10 protein-coding genes, 1 tRNA gene and 1 pseudogene are annotated in these 14,675 nt (G+C 63.7%); 2 read left to right on the top strand and 10 right to left on the bottom strand.

The features are described from left to right. Positions 1 to 231 precede the first annotated feature (231 nt). The 3 genes from FUT88_RS21105 to rpoD form a co-directional block, all read right to left on the bottom strand. On the bottom strand, positions 232 to 1,827 hold the full coding sequence (locus tag FUT88_RS21105; RefSeq protein WP_147218037.1) for a DUF2957 domain-containing protein: 1,596 nt from the start codon (positions 1,825 to 1,827) through the stop codon (positions 232 to 234). 740 nt (positions 1,828 to 2,567) lie between these two features. Then, positions 2,568 to 2,655, bottom strand: a tRNA-Ile gene (locus FUT88_RS21100). 106 nt (positions 2,656 to 2,761) lie between these two features. Then, entirely contained in the window at positions 2,762 to 5,020 is a 2,259-nt protein-coding gene (gene rpoD, locus FUT88_RS21095) for an RNA polymerase sigma factor RpoD (protein WP_261797239.1), read from the bottom strand. Positions 5,021 to 5,078: 58 nt separating this feature from the next. Between rpoD and FUT88_RS26890 the strand changes: the two genes are divergently transcribed. After that, positions 5,079 to 5,258, top strand: a complete 180-nt coding sequence (locus tag FUT88_RS26890; RefSeq protein WP_258035456.1) for a hypothetical protein — start codon at positions 5,079 to 5,081, stop codon at positions 5,256 to 5,258. Positions 5,259 to 5,567: 309 nt separating this feature from the next. Here the strand turns inward: FUT88_RS26890 and dnaG are convergent, their stop codons facing one another. The 3 genes from dnaG to FUT88_RS21080 form a co-directional block, all read right to left on the bottom strand. After that, on the bottom strand, positions 5,568 to 7,379 hold the full coding sequence (gene dnaG / locus FUT88_RS21090; RefSeq protein ID WP_147218033.1) for a DNA primase: 1,812 nt from the start codon (positions 7,377 to 7,379) through the stop codon (positions 5,568 to 5,570). Between the two features lie 46 nt (positions 7,380 to 7,425). Further along, entirely contained in the window at positions 7,426 to 7,875 is a 450-nt protein-coding gene (locus FUT88_RS21085) for a GatB/YqeY domain-containing protein (RefSeq protein WP_316890109.1), read from the bottom strand. A 131-nt stretch (positions 7,876 to 8,006) separates the two neighbouring features. Next, complete coding sequence (locus FUT88_RS21080; RefSeq protein ID WP_147218029.1) at positions 8,007 to 9,230, bottom strand: NAD(P)/FAD-dependent oxidoreductase; 1,224 nt, start codon at positions 9,228 to 9,230, stop codon at positions 8,007 to 8,009. Positions 9,231 to 9,326: 96 nt separating this feature from the next. Here FUT88_RS21080 and tsaD point away from each other — a divergent pair, with 96 nt between their 5' ends. Beyond that, entirely contained in the window at positions 9,327 to 10,370 is a 1,044-nt protein-coding gene (gene tsaD, locus FUT88_RS21075; protein WP_147218027.1) for a tRNA (adenosine(37)-N6)-threonylcarbamoyltransferase complex transferase subunit TsaD, read from the top strand. A gap of 46 nt (positions 10,371 to 10,416) precedes the next feature. Here tsaD and folE2 read toward each other — a convergent pair whose 3' ends face one another. From folE2 to FUT88_RS21055, 4 genes and pseudogenes are all read right to left on the bottom strand, one after another. Next, complete coding sequence (gene folE2, locus FUT88_RS21070) at positions 10,417 to 11,223, bottom strand: GTP cyclohydrolase FolE2 (RefSeq protein WP_102066512.1); 807 nt, start codon at positions 11,221 to 11,223, stop codon at positions 10,417 to 10,419. Between the two features lie 250 nt (positions 11,224 to 11,473). After that, positions 11,474 to 13,382: pseudogene (dxs, locus tag FUT88_RS21065) on the bottom strand (1-deoxy-D-xylulose-5-phosphate synthase). A 56-nt stretch (positions 13,383 to 13,438) separates the two neighbouring features. Continuing rightward, positions 13,439 to 14,350 carry a polyprenyl synthetase family protein gene (locus tag FUT88_RS21060; protein ID WP_147218025.1) on the bottom strand — a complete coding sequence of 304 codons (912 nt, stop codon included), beginning with the start codon at positions 14,348 to 14,350 and terminating at the stop codon, positions 13,439 to 13,441. Next, entirely contained in the window at positions 14,347 to 14,634 is a 288-nt protein-coding gene (locus FUT88_RS21055; protein WP_027680903.1) for an exodeoxyribonuclease VII small subunit, read from the bottom strand. The genes FUT88_RS21060 and FUT88_RS21055 overlap by 4 nt, the downstream gene beginning before the upstream one ends. Positions 14,635 to 14,675: the final 41 nt, after the last annotated feature.

Genomic DNA, 14,675 nt, shown 5'->3' with positions numbered 1-14,675 from the left:
CAGTGAAGACGGTGTTGTAGTCGATGGCCTGCGGACACAGGCGCTGGATCACCGGAGCGGGCGAATCATCACCGCCGCCTCCGCACGCTGTCACCATCGGTGCGCAAGCGAGCACGACCAACCATTTACGCCATTGCATTTGCGTTTCCTCCGTGTTGTTGTTCCGTCGCGGCGGCGCAGCGTGCACAGGTCACGCACCGCCGCGCATGTTGGTTTCGTTGTTGCGGCGCCTCACTGGACGAATGCGCCGACCGTGAAGAACGGGTTGTACTTGTTGTTGTTCATGAGCATTGCGTACACGTTGCCTACCTTGACCGCTACGCCGGTGTCGCCGGCCTTGAACAACGCAACGTTGCCGCTGGCGCCCTGCGCGTTGAAGTCGTTCTGCGCGGTCACGATCAACTTGCCCGGCGAGCTTTGCGTGTAGTCGAGCCCGAACTGCGCCGTCACACGTGACGTAAGCGGGTTGATGAAGGCGGCGGTGCCGTTCTGGAACAGCGTGGAGGTGTAGTTGGCGGCCAACGTCGACACGGCCGTGCCATCGCTGCAGTTACCGGCGTTCGCGTGGAAGAAGCCACCGCTATAGGAGCCTGACAGTTCAGGGTGATCGACCGTCGCGTTCAAGCCGTTGCCGCTGGCAGGCGCACCACTTGGCCCGTTGTTGGTGACCACACCGCAAGCCGAGCCGCTGGTCGCACCAACATAGCCGCCCTTGAGCGCGTTGGCCGGGATTGCCGTTGCAGGAGAGAGGATCGAGATACCGATCTGGTCATCCGCCACCGAAGCCAGCAAGTTCGCGGCATCGCTATGCGAGTAGCCCACTCGGATCACCACCGGCACCACCTGCCCGTTGAGCTTGCCGGCAATCAGAATGCCCTTGGCTTGGCTCGGCGCCAGCAGCACCAGCGGCGAGACCTGGCCTACATACGGATACGGCACGCTGCTGCTGGTCGGGTTGCTGACGAACACGTTATCCTGCGAGCCATCGGCGTTCTGACGCAGCGTCCACGGCGTGCCGGTCGTGTGGCAGGAATAATCGATCCCTTCCGCCGTACAGGTGCCGTCGGCATTCAGCGTTTGCGTCCAGTTGACAGCATCGGGTTGCCAGCCTTGCGGTGTGGAGGTCTGATTGCCGGAACCCGTGGGCGTGACATGCACGCCAACTTGGTTGTAGCGCCCCGCGACCTGCGAGAAATCGGTCACGGTCTCGGAGAAGCCCAGGAACGGGTAGAAATCAAACGTCCGCGACGGCACCGCGCCAATCACGACCCCCGGAATCGGCTGGATGCCGTCAAACTGGATAGTCGCCCCCGGAATGCCGCCACCCACGATGCCCTGGCCGACAAACAGCATCGGCGGGTCTTGCGGATTGACCGTGATCGCGTAGCTGTTGTCCGCCGTCTTGCCTGACTGCAGCACGAAAGCGCAGCGGTTCTGCTCGGGCGTCGGCAGGTTGGTCGGATGGACGAACGTGCCATCAATGGTCAACCCCTTGCGCGTCGTATTGACCTGCCCCGCCGAGGTCGGCACCGACGACTCGAGGAACTGCATCTGGTACGTGTTCTTGCTGGTGTCGAATTTGACCTTGATGTACTCGCCGCTGCCGGAGCCGCCGGTGTACGTGGTCGTGTAGTCCAACGCCGCCGGGCACAGACTGGTCGGCGTGCTGGGCGTGGTGACGGCTCCACTGGGCGGGCAAGAGCTGCCCGAACACTGCGCAACATCCGACGAGCCGGGGTCGTCCGCCCCACCGCACCCGCCAATAAACGGCATGGCCACTATGCAACTGGTTGCCATGACAACAAAAAGATGACGTCGACTACCCATGGTTGTCTCCTCACGTTTTGAAACTTGTTGTGTTTTGGGCCGGCGAATGTGTGCAACAGCCGGTCAATACCCCCGCCTGCCGGCAAACGACGGCCGACAGCACACGACCTGCCCCATCGGCAGATCGACCTGCAAACGACAAAAACGACGGACGTGCTGTGGTCGCGTTAACCGACGGCCAGCCGGTCTCACGCAGATCGGCCGGGCGCCGATCCCAAGAACAATCGAGGTAACGTTACTAGCGTGGACCCGCCCCGCCACCGCAGCTGCAGCGACGACGATGGCGATGACGCGCGTGGGCACGCGCAGAAGCGGAATGCTGGAAGGGCCCGTTTTGAATGCGTAACATCCTGTGTCTCCGAAGGGTACGCTACTGGCTATTTACTTATCGTTATGGCCGAAACTATGGTCCGCTCAGAGTATGAAGTAAATAGAGATTTCATTCAAAACAACTCCCGCAATCTCCCGTACAAGCAGGCACGGCGCGGTTCGGCGACTTTTCAAACGAGAGAATGAAACCGATTCGTTTGAAGCGTTTTAAACTCCCCCCTCCAATTGGGGGAAAGCTTACGCACTGAGACGTTATTCAAATATGTCGAAATGAATATATTTCGCCGAAAACCGCAGGCGTAGCAAAATACGATCCCGAACAATAACGCGCGCTAACGAACAGAAGACGGCCATGTGCCATGGGCACGCAAACGCGGATGAACCGAGGGAAAAGGCGGGGGAGCAAAAGATGGTGGGCCGGGTGGGATTCGAACCCACGGTGTCCTTTCGGAGGCGGATTATGAGTCCGCTGCCTGCAACCAGCACGGCGTCCGGCCCTGTCAAACAGGAAAAAAAGAGACCCGGCGCTTAGGCCGGGCCTGGTGCGGGATTTTACCCGAAAGTGGGCGCAAGCCCACTCGGAAAATCGCCTGCCTCGCTAGAATCAGCTTCCCTCGAGGAAGCTCTTCAGCTTGTCGGAGCGGCTCGGATGGCGCAGCTTGCGCAGTGCCTTCGCCTCGATCTGACGGATACGCTCGCGGGTCACGTCGAACTGCTTGCCGACTTCTTCCAGCGTGTGGTCAGTGCTCATTTCGATACCGAAGCGCATGCGCAGCACCTTGGCTTCGCGCGGCGTCAGCGAATCGAGCACGTCCTTCACCACACCGCGCATGGAGCCATGCAGCGCTGCTTCGGCCGGGGCCAGCGTGTTCGTATCCTCGATGAAGTCGCCCAGATGGGAATCGTCGTCGTCACCGATCGGCGTTTCCATGGAGATCGGCTCCTTCGCGATCTTCATGATCTTGCGGATCTTGTCTTCCGGCATCTCCATCTTCTCGGCCAGCGTTGCCGGATCCGGTTCGTTACCGGTTTCCTGCAGGATCTGACGCGAGATGCGGTTCATCTTGTTGATCGTCTCGATCATGTGCACCGGAATACGGATGGTGCGCGCCTGGTCGGCGATCGAACGCGTAATGGCCTGACGGATCCACCACGTGGCGTACGTCGAGAACTTGTAGCCGCGACGGTATTCGAACTTGTCCACCGCCTTCATCAGGCCGATGTTGCCTTCCTGGATCAGGTCGAGGAACTGCAGACCGCGGTTCGTGTACTTCTTGGCGATCGAGATCACCAGACGCAGGTTGGCCTCGGTCATCTCGCGCTTGGCCTCACGGGCGCGGCGCTCGCCTTCCGACATCTTGCGGTTGACGTCCTTCAGCTCGGTCAGCGGCAGCACCACGCGCGCTTGCAGGTCGATCAGCTTTTGCTGCAGTTCGTGCACGGCCGGCACGTTACGCTCGACGATGGTGCTGTACGGCTTGCCGTCAGCCACCACGGTTTCAATCCACTTCAGGTTCGTCTCGTTGCCCGGGAAGCGCGCAACGAAATCGCCGCGCGGCATGCCGCACTTGTCGACCACGATGTTCAGGATGGCACGCTCAAGCTTGCGCACTTCGTCCACCTGGCCGCGCAGCGTGTCGCACAGCCGCTCGACGTTGCGTGCCGTAAAGCGGATCGTCATCAGCTCGGCCTGGATGGCTTCCTGCGCCTTCACGTAAGGCTTGGACTTGTAGCCTTCCTTCTCGAAGGCACGGCGCATCTTGTCGAACTGCTCGCCGATCACACCAAACTTGACCAGCGCAGCCTGCTTGAGCTCTTCGAGTTGACGGGCCGAGGCTGCGGCAGCACCGGCACCTTCATCGTCCTCGTCTTCCTCTTCGTCGCCTTCTTCTTCGGCTTCTTCTTCCTCGAACTCCTCTTCTTCCTCGGCGGCAGCAGCGGCCTCGGCTTCAGCGTTCGGGTCGATCAGGCCGTCGATGAATTCGTCGATCTTGGATTCATCGTTGGCCACGCGCTCGCCCATGGCGAGGATTTCCGAAATGGTGACCGGGCAGGCCGAGATGGCCATGACCATGTCTTTCAGGCCGGCCTCGATGCGCTTGGCGATTTCGATTTCGCCTTCGCGCGTGAGCAGCTCGACCGTGCCCATTTCGCGCATGTACATGCGCACCGGGTCGGTCGTGCGGCCGAATTCGGAGTCAACCGTCGACAGCGCAGCTTCGGCTTCTTCTTCAGCCTCTTCTTCCGTGGTCACGGAAGGCGCGTTGTCGTTCAGGAGCAGCGTTTCGGCGTCCGGAGCCTGCTCGTACACGGCAACGCCGATGTCGTTGAGCGTGGCAACCAACGTTTCCATCGACTCCACGTCGACCATGTCGTCGGGGAGGTGGTCGTTGATTTCAGCGTAGGTCAGGTAGCCGCGCGATTTGCCCAGCTTGATCAGCGCCTTGAGCTTCTGGCGGCGGGCCTCGAGCTCTTCTTCCGAACCGCCTTGCTGCGAAGCAGCGAATTCCTTGAGCAGGGCTTTTTCCTTGGCCTTGCGGTCACGGGCCTTCAGCTTTTCGGTTTTCGGTGCCGGAGCGGCGGGGGTGTCAAATTCTTCAGTCACGTCCGTGCTGCTGTCATCGTCTGCCTGCGTCTCTGCCTTGGGCTTGCGGCCGCGCTTCTTGGGCTCGGCTGCGGCCTCGGCGCGGGGCGCGGGAGGAGTTGTGGGGGTGGCCCCTGCCTGGGCGGTGCGCTTGGTGTCTTCCGCGGTTGCCTTGGCTGGCTTGGCTGCGGTGCTGGTACGAGCGGTACCCGTCTTGGTTGCGCTTGCGCTGGCAGTGGTCTGCTTGCTCTCGACTTCGGTAACTTTCGATTTCGCCACGGTGGTTGTCTTGCCCTTGAGTGCGACGGAAGCGGCTGTGCCGCCAGGTCTGGCGCTCGTGCTCATCGACGTCGAGACCTTGCCTGAGGTTGAAGATTGGATCGCGCCCTTTGTGCGCGCTGTCGGTTTGACAGTCTTGGCGGCGACGGCGATATCGGCGGTCTGGCGCGGCTGGGTTTTCCCCGTCTTTGCCGGCGCAGTGGCCTTCACTCCTGTCGATCCCGCCTGCCCCACATGAGTCCGACCATTCGCGACTTTCGCCGTTCCCGCTGAAGTCTTTCCTCCCCCCGAGCCGCGCGCCGATGAGGATCGCTTGGCAGAATCAGAAGCAGGACTGGCCTTGGAACCGGCCTTCGCGGAGGTCTTCACCTTCACCATGGGCACGCTCACTCCCCCAAAAATGGGAAAAAGGACTTGCAATCCAAACCGGCTATTCTAGCACGCCAGACCCAGCCGGTCTAAACGAAAATCGGGTTTTCGCCTGAAAAATCAAGGGGCTACCCGCAATTGCCCGCCCCGCTTGGAGCTTGCCTCTGCGGCGTGTGCGCTACACGAGCTGTCGACGGCGGCTAATTTCGCCCACCAGCCAGCGCATGCGCTCCTTGTCGTCGTCACCGGCATGGCCGGCCTCCATCTTGCGCTGCAACATCTCCAGCTCGCGCTTCAGCGGCTCGGCGAGCATCTTTTGTACGGCGGTGTCGAATTCGGACATGGCCGGCTCCAGTTCGATGTCGTCCTGGAGCACGGCCGGACGCAGCCCGGCGAAGGCTTCGGCGTAGGGCGTCTGGCCCAAGCGCTCAACAAAGGCGCCGAAGTGCACTTCCGGCCCCGCAGCATCGCATTCAGCCAGCAGCGCCGCCAATACCTCACCTTGGGGCAATTGCGGCGCTGTCAACTGGGCCCGGGCATCGGCGTCGAGCCGAGCGGCCAGCCCGGGATAACGCATCAGGAGGCGCAGCACCTTCTGTTCAAGCGCCGTAGGTGCGGTGCGCGCCACGCGAGGCCGCTTTTGCGTCATGCGGCCCGCTTGGGCTGGGTCGCTGCGCAAACCGCACAGCGCTTCGATATCGGCGGGTGTGGTGCCGGTCATCTCGGCCAGACCGCGCACGATCTGCAGGCGCAGCCCACCGGCCGGCATGGCATTCAGCAGCGGCTTGGCCTCATATTGGGCGCGGGCGCGGCCCTCGGGCTGGCGCAGGTCCAGGTCTTCGGTCACCGCTTGAAGCAGGAAGCGCGACAACGGCATCGCGTTGTGCACTTCGCGGGCGAACGCCTCGGTGCCCTCTTCACGCACGAAGCTGTCTGGATCGTGCTCCGAGGGCAAGAAGAGGAACTTGATTGTCTTGTTGTCGGTGGCGTGCGGCAGGCAGGCTTCAAGGGCGCGGCGCGCGGCCCGGCGCCCCGCGCTGTCGCCGTCAAACGAAAAGATGACGGTGTCGACCTGCCGCAGCAGCTTCTGCACGTGGACGGGCGTACAGGCCGTGCCCAGCGTGGCCACCGCATTGGCAAACCCCAGCTGCGCCAGCGCGACAACATCCATATAACCTTCGACGACGAGCACGTAGTCGAACTCGCGGATGGCGTTGCGCGCCTCGAACAGGCCGTACAGCTCGGTGCCCTTGCTGAACAGCGGCGTTTCGGGGGAGTTGAGATATTTCGGTTCGCCCTGCCCCAACACCCGGCCGCCGAAACCGATCACCACGCCCTTGGTATTGCGGATCGGGAACATGATGCGATCGCGAAAGCGGTCGTAGCGGCGGTGCGATCCATCGGCGCCCGTCTTCTCGCTTTCGATGACGAGGCCCGCCTCGATGAGCGGTGCCGCAGTGGCGTCTTCGCGATACGGACCGAACACGGCTTCGAGCGATTGCCAGTCGTCCGGCGCATAGCCGAGACCGAAGTGCGCGGCGATCTCGCCGGTCAGCCCGCGGCCTTTGAGGTACTGGATCGCGTTGGGGGCGCTGCGCAGCTGCTTGCGGTAGTGATCGCAGGCGCGGGCCATGACGTCGCCGAGCGCGACGGTCTTGGCTTGCTGCTCAGCCCGCGCGGCGGGCGGCAAGCCACCGCGCTCTTCGGGCACCACCATGCCGACGGACTGCGCGAGGTCCTTGATGGCCTCGACGTACGACTGCCCGGAAAACTCCATCAGGAAGCCGATTGCCGAGCCATGCGCGCCGCATCCGAAGCAGTGATAGAACTGCTTCGTGGGCGACACCGAGAACGACGGCGACTTCTCGTTATGGAACGGACACAGCCCCATGAAGTTGGCGCCGCCCTTCTTCAACTGCACGTAACGGCCCACCACGTCGACGATATCGACGCGGTTGAGCAGGTCGTCAATGAACGGCTGCGGGATCACGCGGGGTGCGCCCCTTGGATGTGGATGCGGCGAGCGTGGAGCGGATTCAGGCGCCGGTCAGGGCGGCCTTCACGCGTGCCGAGACTTGCGTCATGTCGGCACGGCCGGCCAGCGCCGGCTTGAGGACGCCCATCACCTTGCCCATGTCCTGCGGGCCCGAGGCACCGACCTTGGCCACGGCGTCGCGCACCGCAGCGTCGACTTCGGCTTCCGACAGCTGCGCGGGCATATAGACCTGCAGCACAGCCACTTCTGCCGCTTCCTTGGCAACGAGGTCGTCACGGCCGGCTTGCTCGAACGCGGTGATCGAATCCTTGCGCTGCTTGAGCATCTTGTCGATCACGGCCAGCACGGCAGCGTCATCCAACTCGATGCGCTCATCCACCTCACGCTGCTTGATGGCGGCCTGCAACAGGCGGATCGTGCCGAGACGATCCATTTCCTTGGCGCGCATGGCCGCCTTCATGTCTTCCGTGATCTGGGCCTTGAGGGACAACTGCGACATTCCGAACTCCGATAAACGGCAAAACCCGCTTGGACGGTGGTCCAGCGGGTTGCAAACTTGGAAAAATGGATCACTGATCGTAGCACAGAACCCGAACAGTTCCAGGACCGATCCGTGGGGGATCAGCGAGCGGAGGCAGCCTCTCCCGCCGCGACGGCCGAAGCCCACGCCCATTGGAAGTTGTAGCCGCCAAGCCAGCCCGTCACGTCGACTACCTCGCCGATGAAGTACAGGCCGGGCGCCGATTGGGCCTCCATCGTGGCGGAGGACAGCGCGCGCGTATCGACCCCGCCGCGCGTCACTTCGGCCTTCCGATACCCTTCGCTGCCCGACGGAGTCAGTTCCCAGCGGTTCAGCGCCGCGCCAAGGGTGCGAAGCACCTTGTCGGGCAACTCGGCAATCGGGGCCTGCGGGTTGGCACCGTGCGTGGCGCACCACGCCTGCGCGACGCGTTCGGGCAGCCGCTGCGCCAGCACCGTACCGAGTTGCTTGCGCGAGCCGGATTTCTCATCGCAGAGCCATTGCCCGGCGTCGGTGTCCGGCAGCAGATCAATAAGCAGCGGCTGACCGGCATTCCAGAAGCTGGAGATCTGCAGCACGGCCGGACCCGACAGCCCGCGATGGGTAAGCAGCAAGTCTTCGCGGAACGTCGTCGCGCTTCCCTTACGGCCGCCCTTGCCCGGCCGCTGCGCAACGGTCACGTCCACTTCCATCGACACGCCCGACAACGCCGAAAACGGCGCCCAATGGTCGGCGTTGAAGGTGAGCGGCACCAGTGCTGGGTGCGTCTCAACGATCTTCAATCCGAACTGCCGCGCAATGCGATACCCGAAATCCGTCGCGCCGATCTTGGGGATGGACAGGCCGCCCGTGGCGATCACCACCTTGTTGGCGACGATCGCGCCCGCGCTGGTCGATAGGCGGTAAGCCTCGCCGTCCTTGCCGACTTCAGCGATCGAGCAGCCGGTGCGCCAGATCACATTGCCGCGCCCGCATTCCGTTTCGAGCATGCGGATGATGTCTTCCGCGCTGTCGTCGCAGAAAAGCTGGCCCTTGTGTTTCTCGTGATACGGAATGCGGTAGCTGGAGACGAGGCTGATGAAGTCCTGAGCCGTGTATCGCGCCAGCGCCGAACGGCTGAAGTGCGGGTTGTTCGACAGGTAATTGGCGGGGCCCGCGTTGACGTTGGTGAAGTTGCAGCGCCCGCCGCCGGAGATGCGAATCTTCTCGGCCAGCTTCGTCGCGTGGTCGATCAGCACCACGCGCGCGCCGCGCTGCCCGGCCACGGCCGCGCACATCATCCCGGCCGCGCCTGCGCCGATCACCGCTACATCGCACCGCATCATGATCGCTGCGCCGCCCTATTCTTGAAGAAACCGCGCATTTTAACTTGTGCTATCTTCGGCGGCCTTCCCATTGCAATTCCTCACGCCCCGCTTGCCATGCTGGTCCTCGGCATCGAATCCTCCTGTGACGAAACCGGCGTCGCCCTGTACGACACCCATGCCGGCCTGCGCGCGCATGCGCTGTATTCGCAGATCGCCATGCACCGCGAATACGGCGGTGTGGTGCCCGAGCTGGCCTCGCGCGATCACATCCGGCGCGTGATTCCGCTGCTGGAAGAGGTGCTGGTCAAAGCGGGGGCGACGCGCGGGGACATCGACGCGATCGCTTACACGAAAGGCCCGGGGCTGGCCGGCGCGCTGCTCGTCGGCGCTTCGGTGGCCAATGCGTTGGCGTTTGCGCTCGGCAAACCGCTGGTGGGCGTGCATCACCTGGAGGGGCACCTGCTCTCGCCGCTGCTGGAGGCGGACCGGCCGGAGTTTCCGTTTCTGGCGCTGCTCGTCTCGGGCGGGCATACGCAGTTGATGCGCGTCGATGCCGTCGGCCAGTACACGCTGCTCGGCGAGACGCTCGACGATGCCGCGGGCGAAGCCTTCGACAAGACCGCCAAGCTGCTCGGCCTCGGCTACCCGGGCGGCCCTGCCGTTTCGCGGCTGGCCGAGTTTGGCAACCCGGGCGTGTTCGACCTGCCCCGACCAATGCTGCATTCGGGCAATTTCGATTTCTCGTTCGCGGGCCTCAAGACAGCGGTGCTCACGCAGGTGCGCAAGCTCAACCTGACCGACAGCGAAACCTGTTACCAGCCACGCGCGGATCTTGCCCGTGCATTTGTCGCCGCCATCGTCGAAGTGCTCGTCAAGAAGACGCTGCGCGCCGCACGCGAGCATGGCCTCAAGCGCATCGTCGTGGCCGGCGGTGTGGGCGCGAACCGCCAGTTGCGCGACGGGCTGAACGCCGAGGGCAAAAAGCGCGGGCTTCGCGTCTACTACCCCGACCTGCAGTTCTGCACCGACAACGGCGCGATGATCGCCTTTGCCGGCGCGATGCGGCTGCAGGCTGATCCCGCCCAGGTGCAGGACGGCTACGGCTACGGCGTCACGCCCCGCTGGGACCTCGAAGACATCCGCATCCACCAGGCATGAAAAAAGCCGCTCGGTTGAGCGGCTTTTTCTTGGGGCGGCGCGTCGATTACTTGTCGGTGCGCTTGTCGCGCTCGATCAGCGCATAGGCGCTGTGGTTGTGAATCGACTCGAAGTTTTCCGCTTCCAGCGTGTAGGCGACGATGCGGTCGTCCTGGTTCAGGCGCATGGCGATATCGCGCACCAGGTCTTCCACGAACTTCGGGTTTTCGTACGCACGCTCCGTCACGAATTTTTCGTCCGGACGCTTGAGCAGGCCCCACAGTTCGCAAGACGCCTCTTCTTCGGCCATGCGGATCAGCGCTTCGACCGGCGTATCGGCCGCCAGCTCGGCGTCGATCGTGATGTGCGAGCGCTGGTTGTGCGCGCCGTACTGCGAAATCTTCTTCGAGCAGGGGCAGAGGCTCGTCACCGGCACCAGCGCCTTGACGCGGACCTTGGTGTGGCCGTCGCGCACTTCGCCAATCATCGTCACTTCATAGTCCATCAGCGACTGCACGCCCGACACCGGGGCCGTCTTGCTGACGAAATACGGGAAATGGACCTCAATACGGCCGGCGTCGGCTTCCAGCTTCTCCAGCATCTTTTCCAGCAGCAACTGGAACTGCGCCAGATTCAGCGGCTCGCGCTCTTCTTCAAGCAGCGCGACGAAGCGCGACATGTGCGTGCCCTTCTGGTCAGCGGGCAGATGCACGTCCAGGTTGTAGGTACCGACGGTGTTCTGCACGCCCGAGGGGGTCTGCAGCGACATCGGGTAACGCACGCCGCGCACGCCAACGCGCTGAATTGGGATCTGGCGAGTATCGTGGCTGGACTGCACGTCCGGCATCGCGAAAGCCGGGTTCATATCGTTCATGATCGGTTTCCTTTACGGTCGCCCGGCCATCGCAGTCGGCCGGTACGCAACGAGTGTGAAACCGCGGAACCTGGCTGACGATGACCACCCCTCAAGTGATCGAATCTGCCCATCCCGCGACTGCGCACACAATTCAGAAATAAGACTGGCGGAGTGTAAAAGAAATTTCCTACCTCTGCAGTCAACTACTCATACCCGTGGATGCAATACGGGTGATTGATTCTGCCTATAGGCCAGCGCCAAAGGTGAATCACGCGACGCGCGGGGCCGCTGCGCGCGGCTGTACGGCAAAACGCTCGCGGATGGACGCGAGGATGCCGTTGGCATCCAGCCCACATTGCGCCAGCAGCGCAGCATGATCGCCGTGATCGACAAAGCGATCGGGCAGGCCCAGTTGCAGCACCGGCGTCGAGACGCCAGCGGCAGCCAGCGCTTCCAGGCAGGCGCTACCTGCCCCGCCCATCACGCAGCCTTCTTCTACCGTGACCACGTAATCGTGCGTGCGCGCCATTTCCAGCACGCAGGCCACGTCGAGCGGCTTGACGAAGCGCATGTTGACGACGGTGGCGTCCAAACGCTCGGCCGCTGCCGACGCCGGCGCAACCATCGAACCGAACGCCAGAATCGCAACGCGCTGGCCGGCGGGCGCGGTGGACGTGCGGCGCACTTCGGCCTTGCCTACAGGCAGCGGCTCCAGGGTCGGCTGCACCGCCACGCCCGTGCCGGCACCACGCGGATACCGCACAGCTGTCGGGCAATCCTGCGCGAACGCGGTGCTCAGCAGCTGGCGGCATTCGTTCTCGTCGGCAGGCGTCATCACCATCATGTTGGGGATGCAGCGCAGGTAGGCGATGTCGTACGCACCCGCGTGCGTGGCACCGTCCGCGCCGACCAGGCCTGCGCGGTCCAGCGCGAACACCACCGGCAGATTCTGCAGCGCCACGTCATGAATCAGCTGGTCATAGCCGCGCTGCAGGAACGTCGAATAGATGGCGACGACCGGCTTCAGCCCCTCGCATGCCAGGCCGCCGGCAAAGGTGACGGCGTGCTGCTCGGCGATGCCGACGTCGTAATAGCGGTCGGGAAAGCGCTGTTCGAACTCCACCATCCCCGAGCCTTCGCGCATGGCGGGCGTGATACCCACTAGGCGCTTGTCGGCCGCCGCCATATCGCACAGCCACTGGCCGAACACCTGCGTGTACGTCACCTTGGCGGCGCCCCGAAGGCTTGATGCCCTCCTGCGGGTTGAACTTGCCCGGGCCGTGATAGAGGATCGGATCAGCCTCGGCCAGCTTGTAACCCTGGCCCTTCTTGGTGACGACGTGGAGGAACTGCGGGCCGCCGCCTTCGCGCGCGCGCTGGCGGATGTTCTGCAGCGTCGGCACCAGCGATTCAAGATCGTGCCCGTCGATCGGGCCGATGTAGTTGAAGCCGAATTCCTCGAACATCGTGGCCGGCACGAACATGCCCTTGGTGTGTTCCTCGAAGCGCTTGGCAAACTCGAGCACCGGCGGCGCCACCGACAGCAGCTTTTCCACGCCCTTCTTGGTGGCCGCGTAGAACTGGCCGCTCATCAGCCGCGCCAGATAGCGGTTCAGCGCCCCCACCGGCGGCGAAATCGACATGTCGTTGTCATTGAGCACGACCACCAGCGGCAGGTCTTTATAGACGCCCGCGTTGTTCATCGCCTCGAACGCCATGCCGGCGCTCATCGCACCGTCGCCGATCACCGCAATGGCGACGCGATCTTCACCGTTGGTCTTGGCGCCCAGGGCCATGCCCAGCGCGGCGGAAATCGACGTGGACGAGTGCGCGGTACCGAACGTGTCGTACGGGCTCTCGCTGCGGCGCGGGAAGCCGGAGATGCCGTCCAGCTGGCGCAGCGAGCCCATCTGGTCGCGGCGGCCAGTCAGGATCTTGTGCGGATAGCTCTGGTGGCCGACGTCCCACACGATGCGGTCTTCCGGCGTGTTGAAGACGTAATGCAGGGCGATGGTCAGTTCGACCGTGCCCAGGTTCGACGACAGGTGGCCGCCCGTCTGCGAGACGGAATCGAGCACAAAGGCGCGCAACTCGTCGGCCAGCGGCCCGAGCTGGCGGCGGTCCAGTCGGCGCAGGTCGGCCGGATCGTCGATGGTGTTCAGAAGTTCGTACGTCATGTGGGACCGCCGCTCAGGCGTTTTGGCAAAGACTTCTAACGTCGATGCAATGTTGTTCAGTGGCCACGCCGCACAATCAGGTCGGCCATCTCGGCCAATCGGAGGGTACGGGCCTGGCTCGCTTCACCGCCGATCTCGCGGGCCAGTTGGGCGACCGCCGCACCCGCTGCGGCGTGCAGCTCATCAGCCAGCGCCCGGGCCTTGTCCAACCCGAGGATGGACACGTAAGTCGGCTTGTCGTTGGCCTCGTCCTTGCCGGCGGTCTTGCCCAGCGTTGCAGTATCGGCCGTCACGTCGAGGATGTCGTCGACCACCTGGAACGCGAGGCCGACAGCACCCGCATACGCATCGACATGCTCCAAGGCAGCGGCATTCACGCCAGCACACAGCGCGCCCATCCGCAGGCTCGCCCGCAGCAACGCTCCGGTCTTCATGCGGTGCATCGCTTCCAGCTCGTCTTGCGACAGCGCGATACCCACGCTTTGCAGATCGATGGCCTGACCACCCGCCATCCCCAGCGAACCGGAAGCACGCGCCAATTCACCGACCAGCATCGCCCGCGTTGCGGGGCTTACCGCTCCCAGCTCGGCCAGCACGATGAACGCCTGCGTCTGCAAGGCGTCGCCGACCAGCAGGGCCGTCGCTTCATCATAGGCGCGATGCACGGTGGGGCGGCCGCGGCGCAGGTCGTCGTCGTCCATGCAGGGCATGTCGTCGTGGACGAGCGAATAGGCGTGGATCATCTCCACGGCACAGCTCACGCCGTCAAGCGCCTCCGACGATGCGTCGCCCAGCGCACCCGCAGCATGTGCCAGCAGCGGACGCACGCGCTTTCCCGCACCCAGCGTGGCATAGCGCATGGCGGCATGCAGACGTTGCGGCGCGACGGTTTCGGCGGGCAAGGTGTGCTCGAGCGCGCTTTCCGTCCGCGCGACCACGGACGCCATCCATTGGGCGAAATCGCTCATGCGTCGCCCTGCTCGTTCGCGTTGGAGTCGTCTCCCAACGGCTTCAGCGCATCGCCGTCCAGCACGCGCACTTGCTGCTCGACACGTTCCAGCACCTGCTGGCAGTACTTGACCAGCTCAGCCCCGCGTCGATACGCCGCAAGCGAGGCCTCCAGCGGCAATTCACCGGATTCCATGCTCGCGACGAGGGTTTCGAGTTCGGCCATCGCCGCTTCATAGGAAGCCGGCGTAGCGGAGGGCGTGGCGGACGCGCTGCTGGAGGCGTCGTTTGAGGCACGGGGCATGCCGGTTGCGAATCAGAAAAGGACAATCCGGCATTTTACGG

This window comes from Ralstonia sp. TCR112, from assembly GCF_007997035.1.
GTDB lineage: Bacteria > Pseudomonadota > Gammaproteobacteria > Burkholderiales > Burkholderiaceae > Ralstonia > Ralstonia edaphi.
This window is presented reverse-complemented; position numbering and strand designations above follow the sequence as displayed.

Coding starts and splice junctions, on each gene's coding strand:
- FUT88_RS21080 (WP_147218029.1), bottom strand. CDS start 9,230: ATGATGCGGTGCGATGTAGCGGTGATCGGCGCAGGCGCGGCCGGGATG.
- FUT88_RS21055 (WP_027680903.1), bottom strand. CDS start 14,634: ATGCCCCGTGCCTCAAACGACGCCTCCAGCAGCGCGTCCGCCACGCCC.
- folE2 (WP_102066512.1), bottom strand. CDS start 11,223: ATGAACGATATGAACCCGGCTTTCGCGATGCCGGACGTGCAGTCCAGC.
- tsaD (WP_147218027.1), top strand. CDS start 9,327: ATGCTGGTCCTCGGCATCGAATCCTCCTGTGACGAAACCGGCGTCGCC.
- FUT88_RS21060 (WP_147218025.1), bottom strand. CDS start 14,350: ATGAGCGATTTCGCCCAATGGATGGCGTCCGTGGTCGCGCGGACGGAA.
- FUT88_RS21105 (WP_147218037.1), bottom strand. CDS start 1,827: ATGGGTAGTCGACGTCATCTTTTTGTTGTCATGGCAACCAGTTGCATA.